The organism is Silicimonas algicola, assembly GCF_003148765.1.
Lineage (GTDB): Bacteria > Pseudomonadota > Alphaproteobacteria > Rhodobacterales > Rhodobacteraceae > Silicimonas > Silicimonas algicola.
This window is the reverse complement of sequence record NZ_QGGV01000001.1, coordinates 613,414-634,060: the sequence shown is the minus strand read 5'-3', so window position 1 is coordinate 634,060 and position 20,647 is coordinate 613,414. Positions and strand designations below refer to the sequence as shown.

Annotated in this window: 17 protein-coding genes; 7 read left to right on the top strand and 10 right to left on the bottom strand. The window is 65.6% G+C overall.

Features of this window, described 5'->3' with window-relative positions:
- Window positions 1-8 precede the first annotated feature (8 nt).
- From phnD to C8D95_RS03195, 5 genes are read left to right on the top strand one after another with little or no spacing between them, the layout of a single operon-like run.
- Entirely contained in the window at window positions 9-983 is a 975-nt protein-coding gene (gene phnD, locus C8D95_RS03215) for a phosphate/phosphite/phosphonate ABC transporter substrate-binding protein (protein ID WP_109757672.1), read from the top strand.
- Window positions 984-1,038: 55 nt separating this feature from the next.
- Window positions 1,039-1,833: a phosphonate ABC transporter ATP-binding protein gene (gene phnC, locus C8D95_RS03210; RefSeq protein ID WP_109757671.1), complete on the top strand. Its 795-nt coding sequence runs from the start codon at window positions 1,039-1,041 to the stop codon at window positions 1,831-1,833.
- On the top strand, window positions 1,830-2,657 hold the full coding sequence (phnE, locus tag C8D95_RS03205) for a phosphonate ABC transporter, permease protein PhnE (RefSeq protein ID WP_109757670.1): 828 nt from the start codon (window positions 1,830-1,832) through the stop codon (window positions 2,655-2,657). Before phnC ends, phnE (C8D95_RS03205) begins: the two co-directional genes overlap by 4 nt.
- 1 nt (window position 2,658) lies before the next feature.
- Window positions 2,659-3,474: a phosphonate ABC transporter, permease protein PhnE gene (gene phnE, locus C8D95_RS03200; protein ID WP_109757669.1), complete on the top strand. Its 816-nt coding sequence runs from the start codon at window positions 2,659-2,661 to the stop codon at window positions 3,472-3,474.
- Between the two features lie 5 nt (window positions 3,475-3,479).
- A complete protein-coding gene (locus tag C8D95_RS03195) occupies window positions 3,480-4,376 on the top strand; it encodes a TIGR01459 family HAD-type hydrolase (RefSeq protein WP_241239799.1) in 897 nt (298 codons plus the stop codon).
- 7 nt (window positions 4,377-4,383) lie between these two features.
- Here C8D95_RS03195 and C8D95_RS03190 read toward each other — a convergent pair whose 3' ends face one another.
- The 10 genes from C8D95_RS03190 to C8D95_RS03145 form a co-directional block, all read right to left on the bottom strand.
- Window positions 4,384-5,556, bottom strand: coding sequence for a BaiN/RdsA family NAD(P)/FAD-dependent oxidoreductase (locus C8D95_RS03190; protein ID WP_109757667.1), 1,173 nt, complete (start codon window positions 5,554-5,556; stop codon window positions 4,384-4,386).
- Between the two features lie 104 nt (window positions 5,557-5,660).
- Window positions 5,661-8,588, bottom strand: coding sequence for an Ig-like domain-containing protein (locus C8D95_RS03185; protein ID WP_109757666.1), 2,928 nt, complete (start codon window positions 8,586-8,588; stop codon window positions 5,661-5,663).
- A gap of 453 nt (window positions 8,589-9,041) precedes the next feature.
- Window positions 9,042-9,344, bottom strand: a complete 303-nt coding sequence (locus tag C8D95_RS03180; RefSeq protein ID WP_109757665.1) for a DUF4387 family protein — start codon at window positions 9,342-9,344, stop codon at window positions 9,042-9,044.
- Window positions 9,337-10,692, bottom strand: coding sequence for an acyclic terpene utilization AtuA family protein (locus tag C8D95_RS03175; protein WP_109757664.1), 1,356 nt, complete (start codon window positions 10,690-10,692; stop codon window positions 9,337-9,339). The genes C8D95_RS03180 and C8D95_RS03175 overlap by 8 nt, the downstream gene beginning before the upstream one ends.
- A 38-nt stretch (window positions 10,693-10,730) precedes the next feature.
- Window positions 10,731-12,233 (bottom strand): tripartite tricarboxylate transporter permease, encoded by a 1,503-nt coding sequence (locus tag C8D95_RS03170; protein ID WP_109757663.1) that lies wholly within the window; start codon window positions 12,231-12,233, stop codon window positions 10,731-10,733.
- The gene (locus C8D95_RS03165; protein ID WP_109757662.1) at window positions 12,233-12,673 is read right to left on the bottom strand and encodes a tripartite tricarboxylate transporter TctB family protein; all 441 of its coding nucleotides are present in this window, start codon (window positions 12,671-12,673) and stop codon (window positions 12,233-12,235) included. The genes C8D95_RS03170 and C8D95_RS03165 overlap by 1 nt, the downstream gene beginning before the upstream one ends.
- Entirely contained in the window at window positions 12,673-13,632 is a 960-nt protein-coding gene (locus C8D95_RS03160; protein ID WP_109757661.1) for a Bug family tripartite tricarboxylate transporter substrate binding protein, read from the bottom strand. Before C8D95_RS03160 ends, C8D95_RS03165 begins: the two co-directional genes overlap by 1 nt.
- 123 nt (window positions 13,633-13,755) lie before the next feature.
- On the bottom strand, window positions 13,756-14,811 hold the full coding sequence (locus C8D95_RS03155) for a glycosyltransferase family 4 protein (protein WP_109757660.1): 1,056 nt from the start codon (window positions 14,809-14,811) through the stop codon (window positions 13,756-13,758).
- Entirely contained in the window at window positions 14,808-15,761 is a 954-nt protein-coding gene (locus tag C8D95_RS03150) for a glycosyltransferase family 2 protein (RefSeq protein ID WP_109757659.1), read from the bottom strand. The genes C8D95_RS03155 and C8D95_RS03150 overlap by 4 nt, the downstream gene beginning before the upstream one ends.
- Window positions 15,758-17,221: a glycosyltransferase gene (locus C8D95_RS03145; protein WP_109757658.1), complete on the bottom strand. Its 1,464-nt coding sequence runs from the start codon at window positions 17,219-17,221 to the stop codon at window positions 15,758-15,760. The genes C8D95_RS03150 and C8D95_RS03145 overlap by 4 nt, the downstream gene beginning before the upstream one ends.
- 201 nt (window positions 17,222-17,422) lie before the next feature.
- On the opposite strand from C8D95_RS03145, the gene C8D95_RS03140 reads away from it, so the two are divergent.
- Both C8D95_RS03140 and C8D95_RS03135 read left to right on the top strand, forming a co-directional pair.
- Window positions 17,423-19,624, top strand: coding sequence for an amylo-alpha-1,6-glucosidase (locus C8D95_RS03140; RefSeq protein WP_164721568.1), 2,202 nt, complete (start codon window positions 17,423-17,425; stop codon window positions 19,622-19,624).
- Between the two features lie 146 nt (window positions 19,625-19,770).
- Entirely contained in the window at window positions 19,771-20,622 is an 852-nt protein-coding gene (locus tag C8D95_RS03135; RefSeq protein ID WP_164721567.1) for a UTP--glucose-1-phosphate uridylyltransferase, read from the top strand.
- Window positions 20,623-20,647: the final 25 nt, after the last annotated feature.

Sequence of the window (20,647 nt, the reverse complement as noted above, 5' to 3'; positions counted from 1 at the left end):
AGGACACCATGAAACTCGACCTCAAGACCCTTGCCGGCGCCTCCGCGCTGGCGCTGGCCGCCCTCGCGGGGACGGCCTCGGCGCAGGATTGCCCGCGCGGCGATCTCGACGCGCGCTTCTGCGACGCGGATGGCGACCTGATCGCCGACGTTCCCACCGATGAGAGCCAACTCCTCGATCCCGACACACTGATCTTCGCCTATACGCCGGTCGAAGATCCGGCCGTCTACAAGACCGCCTGGTCGGATTTCCTGGACCACATGAAGGAAGTGACCGGCAAGGACATCGTCTTCTTCCCGGTCCAGAACAACGCCGCGCAGATCGAGGCGATGCGGTCTGGCCGGTTGCACATCTCGGGGTTCAACACCGGGTCGAACCCTCTTGCCGTGAACTGCGCGGGCTTCCGGCCTTTCACGATCATGGCCTCGAAGGACGGCCACTTCGGCTACGAGATGGAGATCATCACCCATCCCGATTCCGGCATCAGCACGGTCGAGGACATCAAGGGCAAGCAGCTCGCCTTCTCGTCCGAGACGTCGAACTCGGGCTTCAAGGCTCCGTCGGCAATCTTGAAGGGCGAATACGACCTGATCGCCGGTCGCGATTTCGAGCCGGTGTTCTCGGGCAAGCACGACAACACCGTGCTGGGCGTTGCAAACAAGGACTACGACGCGGGCGCCATCGCCAATTCCGTCATGCAGCGGATGATCGAACGTGACGTGATCCAGCCCGAGCAGGTCGTGTCGATCTACAAGTCGCAGACCTTCCCGACGACCGGCTTCGGCACGGTCTACAACCTCAAGCCCGAGCTTCAGGACAAGATCAAGGAAGCCTTCTTCTCGTTCGACTGGGAGGGCTCGTCGCTTCAGGAGGAATTCTCGAAGTCCGGCGAAGAGCAGTTCATCGAGATGAACTACAAGGACTTCTGGGACGTGATCCGCAAGATCGACGCCGAGAACGGCGTCAGCTACGCCTGCGAGTGATCGCACCATCCGGGCGGGCCGCAAGGTCCGCCCGACGACCTGGACGGGAGCGGCGATGCTGCGGCTGAAGAATCTCACCAAGACCTACAAGACCGGCGACAAGGCCCTGACCAACATCGGCCTCGAGGTGCCGTCCGGACAGGTGCTGGCGCTGATCGGGCCGTCTGGCGCGGGCAAGTCGACGCTGATCCGCTGCATCAACCGGCTGGTCGAACCGACCGGGGGCGAGGTGTGGCTGGACGATCTCGAGCTGACGAAGCTCGGGTCCGCCGGTCTGCGCAAGGCACGCCGGTCGATGGGCATGATCTTCCAGGAATATGCCCTCGTCGAGCGGCTGACCGTGATGGAAAACGTGCTGTCCGGCCGGCTCGGCTATGTCGGCTTCTGGCGCAGCTTCCTCAGGCGCTATCCGCAGTCGGACGTGGACGAGGCGTTCCGTCTTCTCGACCGGGTGGGCCTTCTCCATATGGCCGACAAGCGTGCGGACGAACTGTCGGGCGGCCAGCGCCAGAGGGTCGGCATCTGTCGCGCGCTGATCCAGAACCCGAAGCTTCTTCTGGTGGACGAGCCGACCGCGTCGCTCGACCCCAAGACCTCACGCCAGATCATGCGGCTGATCACCGAGCTTTGTCGCGAGCGTGGGCTGGCCGCGATCATCAACATCCACGACGTCGCGCTGGCGCAGATGTTCGTGCCCCGCGTCGTCGGCCTGAGGTCGGGCGAGATCGTCTACGACGGCCCGCCGACAGGCCTGTCGCCCGACAAGCTGACCGAGATCTACGGCGAGGAGGATTGGGAGGCCACAATCGAGGCGGCCGAGGACGACGACGAGATCGAGGCCGCCGAATGAGGCCGGACGAAGAACGGCGGGAGCTCGACGACATCCTGGGCACCGCCTGGCGGAAGCCGCATTTCGTTCGCCGGCCGCTCTTGCGCTGGGGTCTGATCGCCGGCTTCGTGGCCTACCTGATCGCCGCCTTCCTGACAATCGATGTCGACTGGAACCGGGTCTACGAGGGCCTCGACCGGGGGCTTCAGTTCATCCTGTCCTTCACGCGTCCCGACTTCGTCACCCGCGCCTCGGACATCTGGGGCGGGCTGGTGGAGAGCATCGTCATTACCGTGTCCGCTTCGGTCGTGGGCATCCTGATCTCGATCCCCATCGGACTTGGCGCCGCACGCAACATCGCGCCCCTGCCCGTCTACATGATCTGCCGCGGCATCGTCGCGGTCAGCCGGGCGCTGCAGGAGATCATCGTGGCAATCCTTCTTGTCGCGATCTTCGGCTTCGGTCCGCTCGCCGGCTTCCTGACCCTGTCCTTCGCGACTATCGGCTTCCTGTCGAAGCTGCTGGCCGAGGACATCGAGGCGATGGACCGCACGCAGGCCGAGGCGATCCGGGCGTCCGGCGCGCGCTGGCTTCAGTGGATCAACTACGGGGTCCAGCCTCAGGTCATGCCGCGCCTCGTGGGCCTGTCGATCTATCGCGTCGACATCAACTTCCGTGAAAGCGCGATTCTTGGTCTCGTCGGCGCGGGCGGCATCGGGGCGACGCTCAATACGGCCTTCGACCGCTACGAGTACGACACCGCCGCGGCGATCCTGCTGCTCATCATCGGGATCGTCATGGCGCTCGAATACATCTCCGGCGTGGTCCGGGCGAGGGTGCAATAGGATGCCGGTCCGCGAGCACGAGGGCGTCGCGATCTGGCGCCGCCGCACCGCCGGAGAGGCGCTGGTCCGCTGGTTCGGCTGGCTGGTCGGCCTCGCCATCTTCCTGTTCTGCTGGAAGCAGATCTCGGACGCGACGACGTGGTTCTTCGTCTGGGACGCGCCCACCATCGCGGGCGACATCTGGTCCCGTGCGACCCCGCCGCGGTGGGAATACATCAGCCGGCTCTGGTGGCCGATTTGGGATACACTGAACATCGCCACGCTCGGCACGCTGATCGCGCTGTTTCTGGCGGTGCCGGTTGCCTTCATGGCGGCGCGAAACACCACGCCCTCGCGCTGGCTGATCCGTCCCATTGCTCTTTTCATCATCGTGTCGACGCGCTCCATCAACTCGCTGATCTGGGCGCTTCTCCTCATCGCGATCATCGGACCCGGCGTCTTTGCGGGAGTCATCTCCATCGCCATCCGCTCGATCGGCTTCTGCGCCAAGCTTCTGTACGAGGCCATCGAGGAGATCGACCACGCCCAGGTCGAGGCGATTACCGCGACAGGCGCGTCCCGGTGGCAGGTGATGGCCTACGGGATCGTGCCGCAAGTCATGCCGGCCTTCGCCGGGATCGCCGTCTTCCGCTGGGACATCAACATCCGCGAGTCCACCGTTCTGGGCCTTGTCGGGGCGGGCGGCATCGGCCTTCAGCTCCAGGCCTCGCTCAACGTGCTGGCCTGGCCTCAGGTCAGCCTGATCCTGCTCGTCATCCTCGCAGCGGTCGTCATCAGCGAATGGGTCTCCGCCAAGGTACGCGGGGCGATCATTTGAGCGCGATGACCTTCGCGGAGGCGTTTGCCGCCTACGAAGCCGTCCGCGCAAGGCTGCCGTTGCCGGTACCCGCCATTTGCGCGCCACGGCTGTCGCAAAACCTCGGGGACCTGGCGCAGGAGTACGACGCCTTCCTCCTGGATGCCTTCGGCGTGCTCAATATCGGCGAGACGGCGATTCCCGGCGTCGCCGAGCGCATCGCCGACCTGCGGGCCCTCGGAAAGCGTGTGCTGGTCGTGTCGAACGCGGCCGGATTTCCGCACGACCGACTTGTCGAGAAATATGCGCGTCTCGGGTACGACTTCGACACGGACGACATCGTGACCAGCCGCAAGGCGCTCGCCCGGCAGGTGGACGGAGGCGATGGCCGCACCTGGGGCCTGATGATCAGCGACGGGGTCGAAGCCGCGGAATTCGAGAGCCTGCCGCATGTCCGACTTGGGGACGAGCCTTCGGCCTACGAGGCCGCGGACGGCATCCTGATGATCGGAAGCGCCACCTGGACCGAGGCACGGCAGGCGCTGCTCGAAGCCGCGCTGACAAAGCGCCAAAGGCCGGTCTACGTCGGCAACCCCGACATCGTCGCCCCGCGCGAAATAGGCTTCTCGACCGAGCCCGGACAGTTCGCGCATCGCCTCGCAGACCGCACCGGGGTCGCTCCGATCTTCTGCGGCAAGCCGTTCCCCATGATCTTCGACCTGGCCTTCGAGCGTCTGCCTGATATCGGACGCGACCGGATCCTGATGGTGGGCGACAGCCTCCACACCGATATCCTGGGCGCGCAGGCCGCAGGCATCGCGTCGGCCCTCGTGACCGGACATGGATTCTTCGCCGGACAGGACATCGCGGCAGCCATCGACCGGTCGGGCATCTGTCCCGATCACCTGATCGAGGCGCCTTGAGGCAGCCCTAACGTCTCGACCTCTCGGCGATCGCCCCGGCGGCGGCCGCCGCCGACGACCATGCCCACTGGAAGTTGTAGCCGCCAAGCCAACCGGTCACGTCGACCGCCTCGCCTATGGCATAGAGGCCAGGCACGTTCCGCGCCTCCATGGTGCTGGAAGACAACGCCTCGGTCGAAATGCCTCCCGCCGTAACCTCGGCCTTGGCGTAACCCTCGGTCCCGGTGGGATGGAACGTCAACGCTGTCAGACCCTCCGACACGCGCGCCAGTTCGGCGTCTGAGGTGTTGCCGAGCTCCTGCGCCAGTCCGATGCGATCCGAAAGGACCTCGGCCAGGCGTTTGGGCAAAAGCTCGGACAGCGCCGCCTTCAGATGCGCGCGCGGCATCTTGCGGCGCGCCTCCCGCAGGGCGTCGAGCGCGCCCGGAGCGACGTTCAGGACGACGGCATCGCCCGGCGACCAGTAGGACGAGACTTGAAGGATGGCCGGTCCCGACAGCCCGCGATGCGTGAAAAGCGCTGCTTCCGCAAAGGTCGTGCCGCCGACGCGCGCGGTGACGGGGCAGGACACGCCCGAGATGTCGCGGAATGCGCGGTCGCCCTCGCCAAGCGTCAGGGGCACCAGAGCAGGGCGCGGGGTCACCACGTCCAGGCCGAAGCGTCGCGCGATGTCGTAGGCGATGCCGGTCGCGCCCATCTTGGGGATCGACGGGCCTCCCGTCGCGATGACAAGCTGCGGTGCGGTCTTGCCTGCAACGCCAAACAGGCCGTCGGCATGGCCGATCTCTCCTATTTCCGTCGAGAGGCGTATCTCGACGCCACCCTTTGCGCATTCGTCGAGCAGCATCGCCACGATCTGCCGAGCCGACCCATCGCAAAAAAGCTGTCCCAGCGTCTTTTCGTGCCAGCTAATCCGGTGCGCTTCGACAAGGGCGAGAAAGTCCCACTGGGTATAACGGCTGAGAGCGGATTTCGCGAAATGCGGGTTCTCGGAGAGAAAGCAGTCGGGCTCGGTCCCGGTGTTGGTGAAGTTGCACCGCCCTCCGCCCGAGATCAGGATTTTCTTGCCGGGCTTGTCCGCGTGATCCAGCACGAGAACGCGCCCCCCCGCCTGTCCGGCAAGCGCCGCCGCGAGAAGCCCCGCGCCGCCCGCGCCGAGGATGATCGCATCGTAGTCCATACCCTGCGCCCCGTTCCGGCGGACGGGTGCCCGCCGCGGCGCCTCGTCTAGCCGCTGACGTGGTGACAGGAAAGCCCCCGCACCCCTGATCGGGTGCGAGGAGGTCAGACGAACATGTCGGGGTCGTAGTCGACGAAGTTGCGGAATGTCAGCACATCGTGGTCGTGGTCGAGCTCGACAACGAGGTTGCCGTTCCGCACGAACCACGAGTCCACCGAGGCATCGCCCAGACCGACGCGGTCACCGGCATCGTAATCGAAATCGAGGATGACCTTCTTCTCGCTCGCGCCGTTCGCTACCGACGAGGCGAAGTCGAAGAAGTCGGCCCCGAGGCCTCCGCTCATCTCGTCGCGCGCGCCGCCGAGCGGGTCAAAGGTGTCGTTGCCGTCGGTGCCCCTCAGCCGGTCGTCGCCCTCGGTGCCGAGGATGACGTTCCCGCTTGCCGCGACGGCGACCGAGACGCTGGCGGTGCTGGTGCCGCCCTTCCCGTCCGAGATGGTGTAGGTAAAGCCGTCGATGCCGTCGAAGCCCGCGTTTGGAGCGTAGTGGAGCGTCCCGTTCGGGTTGATCGAGACGATGCCGCCCAAGCCTTGCGTGATCGCCGTTATCGTGTGCGGGTCGCCGTCGGCGTCGCCGTCGTTCGCCGCGACGTCGATGTCGACCGGCACGCCGATCTCGGTCGAGGCGCTGTCGTTGTTGGCTTCGGGCGCATCGTTCACCGAGGTCACCGTCACGCCGACGGTCGCGGTGTCGATGCCCCCAAAGCCGTCCGAGACGGTATAGGAGAAAGTGTCGGCGCCATGATAGTTGGCGTCGGGCGCATAGCGCAGCGTGCCGTCCGGATTGATCGACACCACCCCGTGCGCGCCCTGCGTCACCGCGAGGACCGAAAGCGGGTCACCATCGGCGTCGGTGTCGTTCGCCAGCACATTGATGCTGACGGGCGTGTCTTCGTTGGTAATCGCCGTGTTGTCCCCTGCGACGGGCGCCGTGTTCGACCGGCCGCCTCCGAAGTAGGCATCGTCGAAGGTCGAGACGCCGCGGAGGTTGATCGTATCGCCGTCCCCGTCGAGCGTGATTGACAGGTTGCCGTTTCGCACCACCCAGTTCGCGACGCTCGCCCCGCCAAGACCGATGCGGTCGCCGGAGGCAAAGTCGAAGTCGAGGATGACCTTCTTCTCCGAGATCCCGTTCGAGGACGACGATGCGAGGTCGAAGAAATCCGCCCCGCCTTCGCCCCACATCTCGTCGCGAAGACCGCCCAGCGGGTCGATGATGTCGTCGCCCGAGGTGCCGCGCAGACGGTCGTCGCCTTCGGTCCCGAAGATGACCTGACCGCTCGATCCGACGTTGACCGTGACGGTCGCGGTGTCGGACCCGCCGTTGCCGTCAGAGACGGTGTAGACGAAGCTGTCGGCGCCGGTGAAGTCCGCGTTCGGGCTGTAGGTCACTGTTCCGTCTGCATTGACCGCGACCGAACCGTTCGCGCCCTGCCCCGTCGAGGCCACGCTGGGGGTCTGCCCCTCGACATCGGTGTCGTTGGCGAGGACGGCGATCTGCGCCGGCACACCAGCCGTCGTCGAGGCCGTATCGTCGTTCGCGACTGGCGCGTCGTTCACCGCGTTCACGGTCAGCCCGACGGTGGCAGTGTCCGAGCCGCCCCGCCCGTCCGACACAGCATAGGTAAAACTGTCGGACCCGAAGTAGTCCGCGGAGGGCGTATAGGTGAAGGATCCATCGGCGTTCAGCGTCAGCGTGCCGTGAGAGACGCCGCTCACCAGCGATACGGTCAGAGCGTCGCCGTTCGCGTCGGTGTCGTTCGCTCTCACGCCGGGCGCAGCCACGGTCAGGACGGCGTCCTCGTCGATCGAATAGGCGTCGTCTCCCGCGACAGGTGCCGCGTTCGAACCCACGCCCACGGTGACTGTGGCGCTGGACGTCCCGCCCTTCCCGTCCGAGATGCTGTAGCTGAAGCTGTCGCTGCCGCCGAAACCAGCGTTCGGCGTGTATTTCACGGTTCCGTTCGGGTTGATCGCGACAGACCCGTTGGCGCCCTGGGTGACCGAGGTCACGGTGCGCGGATCCCCGTCGACGTCTGTGTCGTTGGCAAGGACTGCAATGTCCACGGGGACGCCCTGCGCCGTCGACGCGGTGTCGTTGACGGCAACCGGCACGTCGTTGACCGCAGTCACGGTGACATTCACCGTTGCTGTATCGGTGCCGCCGTTGCCGTCTGACAGCGTGTAGGTAAAGCTGTCGGCTCCGCTGTAATTCGCGTTCGGAGCATAGCGCACCGATCCGTCGGGATTGATCGAGACGGAGCCGTGCGCGCCCTGCCCTACGGACTGCACGGTCAGCGAGTCGCCATCGGCGTCGGTGTCGTTGGCGCGGACGGCGATGTTGACCGCCGTATCCTCGTTCGTGGTGATCGCGTCGTCGACGGCGTCAGGGGCGGTGTTCGCCGTAACGGGAGCCAGATCGCCGGGGACGGCGATGTTGTCCATGTCGCTGCGAAACTGGATCGTTCCGAGGATGCCGCCGCCGGCGACGCCCGAATAGTCGATTGTCATCGTCGTGAAGATGTCGGTGCCGCGCTCCAGCCCGGCGCGGATCACACCGTCGGAATAGGTCACTTCAACCGTCCCGGTGACCGGATCGCCACCCATCTCCTCATAGGGGAAACCGATCTTGGTGCCGAGGGTATCGCCGCGCGTGCCGTTGTTCACGCCCTTCAGGGTGTCGAAGACCGCGTTACCGTACTGTGCCTCGAGCTTCAGCGACACGACCCGCAGGCTGGACGTCAGGGTAAACGTCGCGGCCGTCGACATCGTGAGGCTCATGCCCGAGCCGGTGACCCCGCCCGAGGTGCCGCCTGTGGCCTGCCAGGTGAGAACCTCTGTCAGACCGCCCTCGTAGACGACCGTGACGCGCATTCCGGCGGCTTCGTCGCCGTCGACGCTGGTGTTGGTATCGAAGCCTGATTGCGTGACGTGGAGCGTGCCCTCGTCGGTGTCGACAATGACGTTGGCCATATCTGAAATTACCCCTTACCACTCGCCGCGGCAAAATTCCGCGTCGGCCCACAAGCCTGATACCAAATTTCAGGACCCACTTCCAGCCACGCCGGCAGGCTGGTGCAGAGATCCACGTCCGCGTGAGAATGCGCTGATAACACCGATTGCGTCAATCTCGGGGCATATGAGGGGCGGAGACCCATTTGCTTGAGAGACAATCATGGGGTTCAAACCCTGCATTGTTCTCGCAATGTGAGAAATAGAGGAACCCCCGGCCTTCGAAAAGGCTTCGCCGCCGCATCGGGCGACCCCGGCAATCGACATCTGACCGAGTCTCGGGACTCCCCGGCGTGGGCCATCGCGCCAACCGAGCGGGAGAGGCAGAGCAGTCCCTACGCCAGGGACCGGGAGAACCGAGTCCGGCCTCCGTCAGGACGCCGACGGTGTCCTCAATCCAGCGCGCTCGCCACCTCAGTTCAGTTCCAGTTCCGCAATCACCGAGGCCCAGCCTGCGCCGTGCATGTCCCGGTCGTCGTGCCGGCCCTGCACCGTGGGACGCGGCAGGCTGATCTTGATGACGTTCAGCGCCGGAATGTCGAAACGCTTGACCGTCGCCGGATCGACCTTGAGCGCCGCCGCGACCCTCTCGGTCGAGACGCCTCCCGCGATGCGCGCGAAGGCCTCCGGCGAGCCGCAGAAGACGTCGATGGTCAGCCAGAACGGCCCCGCGTTCTTGGAGCGGACCTTGTCCGCCACCTGGCCGAGTTCAGGCATCGACGACCTCGAGCCGGAAGGCCTGCATCGGGTCGTCCAGCCGCATGACGTGGTTCAGGCAGAATTCCCAAGCCGGACCGCGGTCGATCTCGGCGGGCGAGAAAGGGAACGCGAAAGTCGGCTGCTCCTCGTCCCGCGTCAGGGGATGGTGGAGGAGATAGGGGTTCATCAGCTTCCCGATCTCGTTCGCCGTCGCCTGGTCGGCGGCAGTGATGACGCAGAGGACGCCGACCTCGTCGGGGATGGTGTCCCGCGTCTCGAGCGCCCCGAGCGTGCTGTCGACGCCGATGAGACGCAGTTCGCAGGTAAAGTCGACGCCTGCGGTCAGCCCCGTCCGGTCGGCGACCTTGACGGTATGCTTCCGCAGGATGTCGTCGGTCCAGGCGCGGATATTCTCGACGTAGTGGCGATCGCGGACGGTGGTCAGAAGAATCGTCTGATAGCCAGCGATCCGGGCCCCTTCGAGCTTCACGGCGTAAGTGTCGGAGGGCACCCAGGCCGATCCCTCGACCCGGACACGCGTATCGTCGAGCGCGCTGTAATTCGCGCCCGTCACGTCGAGATGGCCGCCCGGCTCGTAGAGGATGAAGGGGTCGGAGTTTTCATAAAGCATGTGCGCAAGGACCGTGCGCGGCGTGGCGCGGGCGCCTTCGGCCAGGGGCGTCACGGTGAATCCTTGCGCGTCGAAATCGACGAGAAGGACCCCGGACTGAGGGTTCGTGGCGCACAGCGCGCCGCATTCGCCGATCTTGGCGCCATGCCACGCGCCGCCGGCGTGATCGCCGCGCTGAAGCGGCAGGGCCGAGATGATCGCGGTGTCGGTCGTTCGGCCCGCGATCACGATGTCGGCCCCGGTGTCGAGTGCCGCGGCGATCTGCTCGGCACCCGCAAGGGCCACGATGTTGGTGCAACTCGCGACGAGGTCCTCGTCGATCTCGGGCGCGGCGGCAAGCGGAAGAAGGTCGCCGGACGTCATGGCGGCAAGGACGCGCTCTGCCGGCTGCTGGCACTTCAGCGTCGCGATGCGCGCGTCCAGGTACAACTCGGCCAGGCATTCGCGGGTGATGTCGAGCAGCCAGTCGACGGTCGAGTCGGTGCCGCAGGTCCCGGCGGTGCCGATGACGAGCGGGCATCCGGCCTCGCGTGCGGCCGCGATCAGACCTTTCCACTCGACCTTGGTCGAGGCACGCGCGTATTTCGACACGCCGCGCCCCAGGTAGGACGGACCGGAATCCGTCGAACCTCCGTCGATGGCGATGAGGTCGGGCTTCATTGCGACGCCGCGGGCCAGCGCCTCGCGGTCGTAGTCGAGGCCCAGGGCCCCGGATGGGATGAGGATACGGGTCATGCGTGAAGCCTAGTCCTGCCCCGTCGGGATGAAAAGCATCAGTCGGTGATCGCCTGGGGCTTGCGGATCACGCGGCGCATGAAGATGGGGGCGACGAAGCCGACAACGGCCAAAATCCACAGGACCACCGCGATCGGTGACGAGAAGAGATAGGACGGGTCTCCATCCGACAGCGTCATGGCGCGGCGAAGCGCGTTCTCCATGTTGGAACCGAGTAGGATGCCGAGGATCACGGGAACCGTGGGGATGTCCATCTTTCGGAAGATCCAGCCCAGAACGCCGAAGCCGATCATCAGCAACAGGTCGAAATAGCTGCCCGTCAGCGAGTAGATGCCGACGAACGAGATCATCGTCACTCCCGGCAAGAGAATCGCGGGCGGAACCATGAGGATCTTCACGAAGACCTTCACCATCGGCACGTTCATCGCGAGCAGGACGAAGTTCGCGATGAGAAGCGTCGCGATCAGGCCCCAGACGACTTCGGGCCTGTCGGTGAAAAGCGTCGGGCCGGGCGTGATGTTGAGCGTCATCAGAAGTGCGAGCAGCACCGCCGTCGTGCCCGACCCCGGCACGCCGAGGGTCAGCATCGGCACCAGCGCACCCCCGGCGGCCGCGTTGTTCCCGGCCTCGGGCGCCGCGACGCCGCGCGGGTCACCCTTGCCGAAGTTGCCTTTCGAGCCGACCCAGGATTTCTCGGCCATATAGGCCATGAACGAGCCGAGCGAGGCGCCGGCACCCGGCAGGATACCCGCCACGAAGCCGATCAGCGAGCCGCGGATCATGGTCCCGAAGGTCTGACCGAGAAGCCGGAAGGGAATGGTCACCTTGTCGAGCTTCACGCCGATCGAACTGGACTTGCCGTGGCTCTCGATGAAGACGAAGACCTCGGAGATCGCGAACAGCCCGACGATGGCGACGAGGAAATCGATGCCGTCCAGAAGGTGCAGGTTGCCGAACGTGAAACGCGAGGTGCCCGACGCGCCCTGTCCGATCGTGGCGATGCCAAGGCCGATCAGCGAGGCCATCGCCGCCTTGGCCTGGTTGTTCGACGCGATGCCGCCCAGGGTCGAGAAGGCGAGCAGGTAGAGCGCGAAGTATTCCGCCGGACCGAACTTGTAGGCGAGCCGCGCGATGTAGGGGGCAAGCAGCATCAGGAAGATTGTGGCGATGAACGCGCCCACGAAACTCGCCACGCCCGAGATGACGAGTGCGTCCCCGGCCTTGCCCTGCTTGGCCATCGGATAGCCGTCGAGCGTCGTCATCAGGGCCGGTTCGTCGCCGGGAATGTTGAGGAGGATGGACGAAATGCGTCCGCCGTACATCGCGCCATAGTAGACCGACGTCAAAAGGACGAGGGCCTGTGTCGCGTCGAAGCCCATCGTGAAGGTGATCGGGATCAGGATCGCGACCCCGTTCGACGGGCCTAGTCCCGGAAGCGCCCCGATGATCGTGCCCAGGAAGCACCCGATCACGGACAGCATCAGCGTGTAGGGCGAAAGCGCGACCGAGAAGCCAAGCGCCAGGTTCGACAAAAGGTCCATCAGCCGAGCCACCCTTTCGGCAACGGCACGAGGCCAAGGCCCAGCGCATAGCGGAAGAGCACGAAGAGACCGACCGACAACCCGATCCCCGACAGCGCCGCCGCCAGGGGTCTCGGCGAAAGCTGATAGCTGAGGATACCCGCCGCAATCGCCGTCGGAACGAGAAAGCCGAGCGGTTTAATGGCATAGGCATAGGCCACCATAACCACCGCCGCGAAGACCAGCGCCGCGAGCGTGCGCATCACGGGCCATTCGGCCTCGGGATCGGGTCGCAGGATCATCACCAGCGACGCGACGATCACGCCGCCTGCTATGAGATAGGGAAAGGCCTTCGGACCCATCGGGTCGGGGAACAGCGGCACCTGGATCGTCGAGGCGCTGAGGATATACCCCAGCGCCAGGAGGATCATGACCGCTCCGAAGATGCGGTCGCCGGTCATTACTGGATCACGCCGATCTCTTTGGAGAGGACGACGGTCTCGGCCACGACGTCGTCGACCCAGGACTGGAAGTCGCTGCCGACCTTGGTGAAGGGCGCGAGACCGTTCGCGGCCATCGCTTCCTGCCATTCAGCGCTGTCGGCCACTGCCTGGAGCTTTTCGGCCCAGGCGTTGAACTGCTCGTCCGAGATGCCCTTCGGCACGTAGAGGCCGCGCCAGTTGACGGCCACCACGTCGAGCCCCTGTTCCTTCGCGGTCGGGATATCCTCGAAGCCCGGTACGCGCTCTTCCGTCAGGACGCCCAGCGCCTTGACCTCGCCCGACTGGATGAAGCCCACGATTTCCGACATGTCGCCCGTCATCGCGGTGGTGAAGCCGCCGATGGTCTGGGTGATCGCGTCCGCGCCGCCGTCGACGCCGATATACTTCACCGCACGGATGTCATCGACGCCGCCGGCCTTCAGGACCTGGAGGACCTTGAGGTGGTCGAAGCCGCCCGCGGCCGAACCGCCGGCGAACGAGACGTCCTCGCCGTTCTTTACGGCCTCGACGAGGTCGTTAAGCGTGTTGAGCGGGCTGTCCTTCGCCACGACGATCACACCGGGATCGCCTGCGATCGCACCAACGAAGCGGACCTGATCGGCGGTCATGCCGGCGAAGGCGTTCTGGGCGAGCCGGGTGGTCGTGGCAGAGGATGCCGCTACGATCAGGTCGCTGTCATCATTGCGTTCGCCCACGACGTGGCTGTAGGCGACCCCGCCGCCGGCACCCGCCATGTTCGTGACCTGCACGGGCTGGTCGACCTGACCGATGTCGTAGAGGATCTTTCCGATCTGGCGGCAGGTGAAATCCCAACCGCCGCCGGGGTTGGCCGGAGCGATGCACTCGACGGCAAAGGCCGCCGTGCCGAATACGGAGATTGCGGCGCTCGCGACGAGCGCCCGGAACGTGATTGTCATGATGTCCTCCCTTGGCATCGGTGAGCCGTCTGTGCGGCCGTCCGGGTTCCAGCCTTACGGAAGGGAAACTATCAAGGCAAGCGCGACATTGCCGTCGCGCACCGTGCCGCAACGCGGCGGAGACTACTCCGCCGCGCCCAGGTAGACCGGCATGGAGCCGCGCCGGGACGACTCATGGAGCCGGGGCGAGGGCTTGTCGTCGATCTGAAGCAGCGTCCGCCAGTCCTCCAGCACGGACGACAGGCGGAAGTCGCTGCGGCCCGAGACCTTGGGACGGCTCTCCCGCCAGCGCCCGATGGTGGCAATCATCGCGTCCATGTCGGTGCAGTCGATGCATTGCTGTCTGGACGAGACGACCTCGTCGTTCGCGCCGAGGCCGCCGTGGGTCAGGACGGGGCAGCCGACGGCGTTGGCTTCGGCGAGAACGATGCCGAAGGTCTCGGCGAAGGTCGTCTGGGGACAGAAGAGGCAGAGCGAGCGCTCCATGACCTCCCAGAGCCGCGCCTTGTCCTGGCGTCCGACCATGCGCACTCCGTCGGGGACCGGGCCGCAATCCCATCGCATATAAGCTGGGTCTGCGACCGCAAGTGTCATCGTCGGGAAGGCGTCCCGCACCGCACGGAAGTTCTGGAAGACCTCGCACAACCCCTTGTGCGGCGCGCTCGCGAAGAACAGGAGGTCCGGGTCGTGAGACAGTCCGAGCGGCCGCAGATCGTCGGGGATTGGGTTGTAGACATGCGTGATCTTCGGCGCGGATCGTCCGAGGAACGCGCGCAGGGACCGCGCGTGAGACGCCGACACGCAGACGATGGTGACGTCCGCCTCCCGCAGTGCCTCGCCCATCCGGCGGTTGTGCCGCCCCGGGACGTTGTGGAGCCACAGCAGCATCCGCGCGTCGGGATTGACCTTGCGGCACGCTACGGCCGCCTTCCAGGAGTTGATGACGACAATGGTCTCCGCCCGGACCTTCGCCTTCCATGCGTAAGGCGTGAACCATACGCCGGAGATGCAGGAGGACGCGGTCCGCGCCGCCTGGTGGATTTCCAGCCTGACGTCGCGCGCGAGGCCATGAGCGACGTCCGCGATCGTCATTTCCGTCCCGCCCAGACCGATCAGGCTCGCCGGATCGGTCGTGTAGGGCCGCGGCGCGTTGGGGTCGAGGATTGCGACACGCATCATGCCACCGAAGGAACGACGCCGCGCTGGCTGCGGACTTCGGCCAAGGCCAGGTCACCTGTCGCCGGGGTCTTGAGGACGTCCGATACGGTGATGAGGTCGCGGTTCCAGATCTCGGCGATGCGAAGGTCGGCCAGATCCAGCGGCGCGGCGGGGACTTCGCGGGTGTGGAACCAGTCCTCGACCATTTTCCAGACGCGCTGGCGGTCGCGCTGACGTCGCTCGCTGTCGTAGTCTGTGTCGGACGACTGGGTGAGGGAATCCGGCGTCTCGATCTTCGTCAGCAGGACCTCCGGGATGACCCAGATGATTTCGCCCGAAAGGATCAGGCGATTTCGGAATTCCCTGTCTTCCTCGATGCAGTCCGAGAACCCGCCGAGCTTGCGGAAGACGGACGAATGGAAGAGGCCCGAGTTGACGTGTGTCCAATCGCCCGGAACGCCCGCCGCCATCTGAAGGTTCGGGAAGACATCGTCGACGAGGGAGAGGGTGCGCCGGATCTCGACCCGCTCGCCGTTCGGCAGGATGAGTTCGTGGTGCGTCAGGACCGCGCCGACCTGGATTTTCGATCCCGGAACGCGGCTGGCGAGTTTCCAGTTCAGGACGGGGTGGGCGCCGATCTCCTCGTTGCCGATCACGCGCGCCTGACGGATGACCTTGTCCCGGTGCGGGACGTCGTCGGAGTCGTGGAAGGTGATGGCGTCCGATGGCGAAAACAGGATGCCCACGTTCTTGGCCTGCGCCGTGCCGCCGTTCTGCGACAGGCGGATGTAGTTGAAACGCGGGTTCGTGCGGAAATCGCTCAGGATCTCGCGCGTCCTGTCCTGAGACGCATCGTCCACGACCGTGACGATGCAATGCGGATGAGACTGTCCCAGGGCCGCCTCCACCGAGGCGCGGATGAGATGGGCGCGGTTGAAGGTGGGAATGACGATGTTGACCGAGGGGATCATGTGGAAACCTCTCCGAGTTGGCGACGATATCTGGCGAGCTCATGCTCGAGGTAGAAGTACGCGACGGCCGGCAGGCAGAGCGCGATACCCCCAGCCGTCGCCACGCGATCGCCGCTGACGGCAGAAAGAACGATTGCGCCTAGCCCCAGGCCGAGTGTCGTTATCATCTCGGGCGGCATCCTGACGCTGATCTCCTCGCGCAGTTTCGATGTACGAAGGAAGGTCTGCTCCCAGCCGCACAGCGCCTCGAAGGTGGCGCTGGCGCTGGAGGGAAGCAGCGCCATGCGGCACGTCGCGGCGCCAAGGGACGCGGTCGCGAACGGCAGGATCGCGGCGAGTAACGCGAGGAAGAGAGTGGCGACACCGAGGCCGACGATCTCGGTTCCGAACCGGAGATCGAAAAGCTCTGACGCCAGCCCCCAAATCAGAAGAATCGCGCCGAACGTCTGGAAATTCACCCAGGCCAGAAGCTGGCGGACCGGGGCGAGAGAGCGTGCGACACCCGGCCGTAGGAGAAAGGTCGCGGCATTGCCGTGCGCCCATCGCCGCCGCTGCGCGCAAAGGCTCTCGGCGGAGAGGGGCAGTAGGCCCCGGCCGACGACCTGCGGCACGAAGTGCCCGCGATACCCGGCCTCGACCAGACGGGTTCCAAGCTCGGCATCCTCGGTCACGGTGACGGCGCGCCAACCCCCGACCGCGTCGAGCGCATCGAGGGAAATCACGCTGAGCGTCCCGGTCAGAAGCGTGGCGCCGCGCCGGTCCCCATGGGACGCGAAGCGGGCGAAATAGTCCCCCAGCTCCTCGGACACGCCCGGCGCTCCGCTGTCACGGTCGTAGGCCTGCGGGAACTGAACGAAATCGGCGCCGGTCTCTGTCAGAGCGGCGTCGGCCCGCGCCAGGAAATCGGAGGTGACGGCATAGTCGGCATCGACGGTGACGACATGCGTCGCATCGGGACGCGCCATGTCGCGCGCAATGGCAAGCGCCCCCGCCTTCGCACCTTCGACGCCGTCGCGGTGGAGGAAGCGAACGCCGTTCCGTCCTTCGCAAAAGGCTGCGACAGGCTTCCACAGCCGCGCATCCTGCGTGTTGTTGTCCAGGACGATGACTTCGTAGGCAGGGGCGCCTACCTGAGCCAGAAGTCCTCGGATGGTGCGTATGACGACCTCGGGCGGCTCGTTGTGGGTCGCGACGTGCAGGGTGTAGACGCGCGGACGCCGGTGAACGGGCTTGTCCCGAGCGATCAGGCGGCCACGGCGCGACGGCATCAACTGGATCGCGCTCAACGCTGCCTGCGCCGCAAAGATGGCGATCGCCATCGTTAATACCGCCCCATTGCCGAAGACGGCGAGGGCGACGAGCGCCGCCAGCCCAAGCATGGTTCGGGTGCCCGGGCCCCCTTTCCGACCCGCCATGGAGGCGCGCGCCGGAGGGACCGGAATGGGGGTGTGAAGGGTCATCGAGGATTCCGCATGGCAACGTCGGAATAATCCGAACGGCGACAATCCGGTTCCCGAGCGATGGACTGTTTTCGCGAGACTTCGCGCATCTCGCTGAAAACCGGGGCGGAGATCTGGCGCGCCGGAACGACCGGCCTAAGTCACGCCCGTGGCGGAGGCGCGGCGTCCGGCGGTCAGAGCAGGCAAGGCGCGCGAGGGACGATGAGCGAACCAGCACGAGAAATGGACGCCGTAGCCAAGGCGGCACGCACCGGCACACCTCAGACAACAGGTCCGAACACCACCAACTTCAACGCCCTGAAGAGCGATCACCTTTTCATCGTCTTTTCGGATACGGGCGAGATTCTCGGCCCCGACGCGCAAGGTGTCGGTATCGAGCGCGAGGGCGTCTATCTCGACGATACCCGGATGCTGTCACGGCTGCGCGTGCTGCCGGCCGGATTGCCTCCGGTCTTCATGAAGGCCTCTGTCGACCGTCTGAACACCACCTTCGAGACGCTCGTGTCCAACGCGCGCTTCCTCGACGGGACCGACGCGGTGGCCGCCCAGTCCTTCACGTTGTCGCACGTTCGGCGTCTTTCGCACGTTCTGCACGACAGGCTCATCTTCAAAAGCTACCACGAGGAGGACATCGAGCTTCCCCTCGTTCTCGAACTGCACGCCGACTTCCTCGATGTCTTCGAGATCCGGGGCGTGCCCCGGTCGGACCGAGGCATCGTGCGTCCGCCGCGCCTCGATGGCCGGGACGTGGTCCTGGGCTACGAGGCTCCCGACGGGCACCGGATGGAAACGCGCCTGACCTTCGACCGCGATGTCGTGCTCGAGGACGGGCGGGTCACCATCCCGGTCGCCCTTGCCGCGCGCGGACAGGTCGAGATGGACTGGTACGTCAGCTTCGACCGCGAGATGCCGAAGGGAAAGCGTCGGGTGCGGCGGTCCTATTCCGCCGAGCGCGAATCCGTCGAGACATCCATCGCCGAAGCCCGTTTCAAGCGACTGGCCTTGGTCGAGACCGACAACGCGGGCATAAACACGTGGCTTTCACGGTCCGCCGCCGACCTCTCGATGCTTCTGACGGAGACGATGGAGGGCCCCTACCCCTACGCTGGCCTTCCGTGGTTCGCGACGCACTTCGGGCGCGACGGCATCATCACCGCCATGCAGACGCTGTGGTGCGATCCGTCCATTGCGAGGGGAGTCCTCGGGTTTCTCTCCGCGCGCCAGGCGACCGAGGCCTCCCACGAAAGCGACGCGCGGCCGGGTAAGATCCTGCACGAGGTCCGCAACGGCGAGATGGCCCGTCTCGGCAAGACGCCCTACGCCCTCTACTACGGAGGCGTCGACCAGACCCTTCTCTTCGTCATGCTGGCCGCCCGCTATTTCGCGCGCACGGGCGATGCCGCTTTCGTCGAGCACCTGATGCCCTCGATCGATGCGGCGCTCGAATGGGCGTCGACCTGGGGCGACGAGGACCGGGACGGTTTCGTCGAATACGGCACCGAAAGCCCCACCGGCCTGAGGAACCAAGGCTGGAAGGACAGCGTCAACGCGATCTTCCACGAGGACGGGTCCATTGCCGACGGCCCCATCGCGCTGGTCGAGGTCCAGGCTTATCACGTCGACGCCCTGCGCTCGGCGGCACGGCTGCACCGTTTCTTCGGCAACGGCGCGATGGCGCAGGAACTGGAAGCGCGGGCCGAGGCGCTTGTCCGGCTCATCGACGAGGCCTTCTGGCTGCGCGACCTCGGCATCTGGGCCATGGCTCTCGACGGCGACAAGCGACCGACGCGAGTGGTGTCGTCGAACGCGGGCCACGTCCTCTTTGCCGGCGCGACGACCTCGCGACGGGCGGAAGAGGCGCTGGCCACGCTCAGGCGGCCGGACCTTCTGTCGGGCTTCGGGCTGCGGACCGTCTCGACGGGCTCCGCACTCTACAACCCGATGGGCTATCACGTCGGCAGCGTCTGGCCCCACGACACCTCCATCGTCTCGGCGGGCGCCGCGCGCTACGGCGACACCAAGTTCGCCTCGACGCTCTTCGGATCCCTGCTCTCGGCGTCATCGCACTTTCCCGAACGGCGGCTTCCCGAGCTTTTCTGCGGCTTCGCCAAAAGCGAGGTGCCACACGCCATCCCCTATGTCTCGGCCTGCGCGCCCCAGGCCTGGGCGGCAGGCTCGCCTTTCCTGATGATTCAATCGCTTCTGGGGATCGAGATCGACACGCTGAAGCGTACGGTCTCGTTCCGTCAGCCGATGCTGCCGCAAGGCGTCACGCTGATGACCATACGGCGCCTTCCCATCGCAGGGCGCAGGGTCGATCTGAACGTCAGGAAGGCCGGCGTCGCGGCGACGCTCGAGGTCGTCTCGGCGCCAGAGGACATGAGCTTCGTCTTCAAGCGCTGACGGCGTCTTTCGACCCTGGGCCTTTTTCCGCCCTGCGCAAAATTCTGCACCTGCGAGAGGGAACTCCAGAGGCGCCCTCCGGTTGAACATCCAGACCGGTGATGACGCACCGGAGGACGACTTTGCTAAAACAGGGGTGTGTCACCATGAAAGTCAGAACCGTAATTCTTCCCGTTGCCGGTAATGGGACGCGGATGCTGCCCGCGACGAAGTCGGTCCCGAAGGAACTGCTGCCTGTCTACGACACGCCGGTCCTGCAGTTCGCCCTGGACGAAGCCATTTCCGCTGGGGCCGAACGTATCGTTCTGGTGTCTCACCGCTCGAAGGTCGCGATCGAGGAATATCTGAGCGTCAGCGAAGGTCTCGAGGCGACGTTGAAGGAGAAGGGCAAGGTTCAGCTCCTCCGTCGGCTTCAAAGCGCGCGCATCCCTGAAAAGGTGGACGTCCGCCTCGTCTACCAGGACGAAGCGCGCGGCCTCGGCCATGCCGTCCTTTGCGCTCGGGACGAATGTCTTCCCGGTCCGGTCGGCGTCATTCTTCCCGATGATCTGATCGTCGGGACATCATGCCTGGGGCAGATGGTCGATGCGTTCGATCCAGAGCGCATGAACAGCCTGATCGCCTCCCTGCGTGTGAAGGAGGACGAAATTTCCAGCTACGGCGTCTTCGATTTCGAGGGCTCCGACACTGTCGGCATGCCGCGTGCGGCCCGTGGTCTGGTCGAGAAGCCCGATCCCGACAAGGCGCCCTCGCTCTTCGCCGCGATTGGCCGTTATGTCCTGTCGGAAGAGATCTTCGTCGCGTTGGAAAACACCCAGCCAGGCGCCGGAAACGAGATCCAGCTGACAGACGCCATTGCAGCGTGCGGCCGGATCTACGGTCTGGCGGTTCGCAGCCCGCGCTTCGATTGCGGCTGCCACGAAGGCCTTTTCGCCGCAGGCCAGTTCATGCGGAAGCTCAAGACCTCACGGTCGAGCGAAGCCATAGCGGCTGAATAACGAACGAGTCCGGCCGCTCGGGCCG

Bases quoted from the DNA above. Each gene is read 5' to 3' on its own strand.
- phnE (WP_109757670.1), top strand. From the start codon at position 1,830: ATGAGGCCGGACGAAGAACGGCGGGAGCTCGACGACATCCTGGGCACC.
- C8D95_RS03135 (WP_164721567.1), top strand. From the start codon at position 19,771: ATGAAAGTCAGAACCGTAATTCTTCCCGTTGCCGGTAATGGGACGCGG.
- phnC (WP_109757671.1), top strand. From the start codon at position 1,039: ATGCTGCGGCTGAAGAATCTCACCAAGACCTACAAGACCGGCGACAAG.
- C8D95_RS03165 (WP_109757662.1), bottom strand. From the start codon at position 12,673: ATGACCGGCGACCGCATCTTCGGAGCGGTCATGATCCTCCTGGCGCTG.
- phnD (WP_109757672.1), top strand. From the start codon at position 9: ATGAAACTCGACCTCAAGACCCTTGCCGGCGCCTCCGCGCTGGCGCTG.
- C8D95_RS03185 (WP_109757666.1), bottom strand. From the start codon at position 8,588: ATGGCCAACGTCATTGTCGACACCGACGAGGGCACGCTCCACGTCACG.
- C8D95_RS03150 (WP_109757659.1), bottom strand. From the start codon at position 15,761: ATGATCCCCTCGGTCAACATCGTCATTCCCACCTTCAACCGCGCCCAT.
- C8D95_RS03170 (WP_109757663.1), bottom strand. From the start codon at position 12,233: ATGGACCTTTTGTCGAACCTGGCGCTTGGCTTCTCGGTCGCGCTTTCG.
- C8D95_RS03180 (WP_109757665.1), bottom strand. From the start codon at position 9,344: ATGCCTGAACTCGGCCAGGTGGCGGACAAGGTCCGCTCCAAGAACGCG.
- C8D95_RS03160 (WP_109757661.1), bottom strand. From the start codon at position 13,632: ATGACAATCACGTTCCGGGCGCTCGTCGCGAGCGCCGCAATCTCCGTA.
- C8D95_RS03190 (WP_109757667.1), bottom strand. From the start codon at position 5,556: ATGGACTACGATGCGATCATCCTCGGCGCGGGCGGCGCGGGGCTTCTC.
- phnE (WP_109757669.1), top strand. From the start codon at position 2,659: ATGCCGGTCCGCGAGCACGAGGGCGTCGCGATCTGGCGCCGCCGCACC.
- C8D95_RS03175 (WP_109757664.1), bottom strand. From the start codon at position 10,692: ATGACCCGTATCCTCATCCCATCCGGGGCCCTGGGCCTCGACTACGAC.
- C8D95_RS03145 (WP_109757658.1), bottom strand. From the start codon at position 17,221: ATGACCCTTCACACCCCCATTCCGGTCCCTCCGGCGCGCGCCTCCATG.
- C8D95_RS03155 (WP_109757660.1), bottom strand. From the start codon at position 14,811: ATGATGCGTGTCGCAATCCTCGACCCCAACGCGCCGCGGCCCTACACG.
- C8D95_RS03195 (WP_241239799.1), top strand. From the start codon at position 3,480: ATGACCTTCGCGGAGGCGTTTGCCGCCTACGAAGCCGTCCGCGCAAGG.
- C8D95_RS03140 (WP_164721568.1), top strand. From the start codon at position 17,423: ATGAGCGAACCAGCACGAGAAATGGACGCCGTAGCCAAGGCGGCACGC.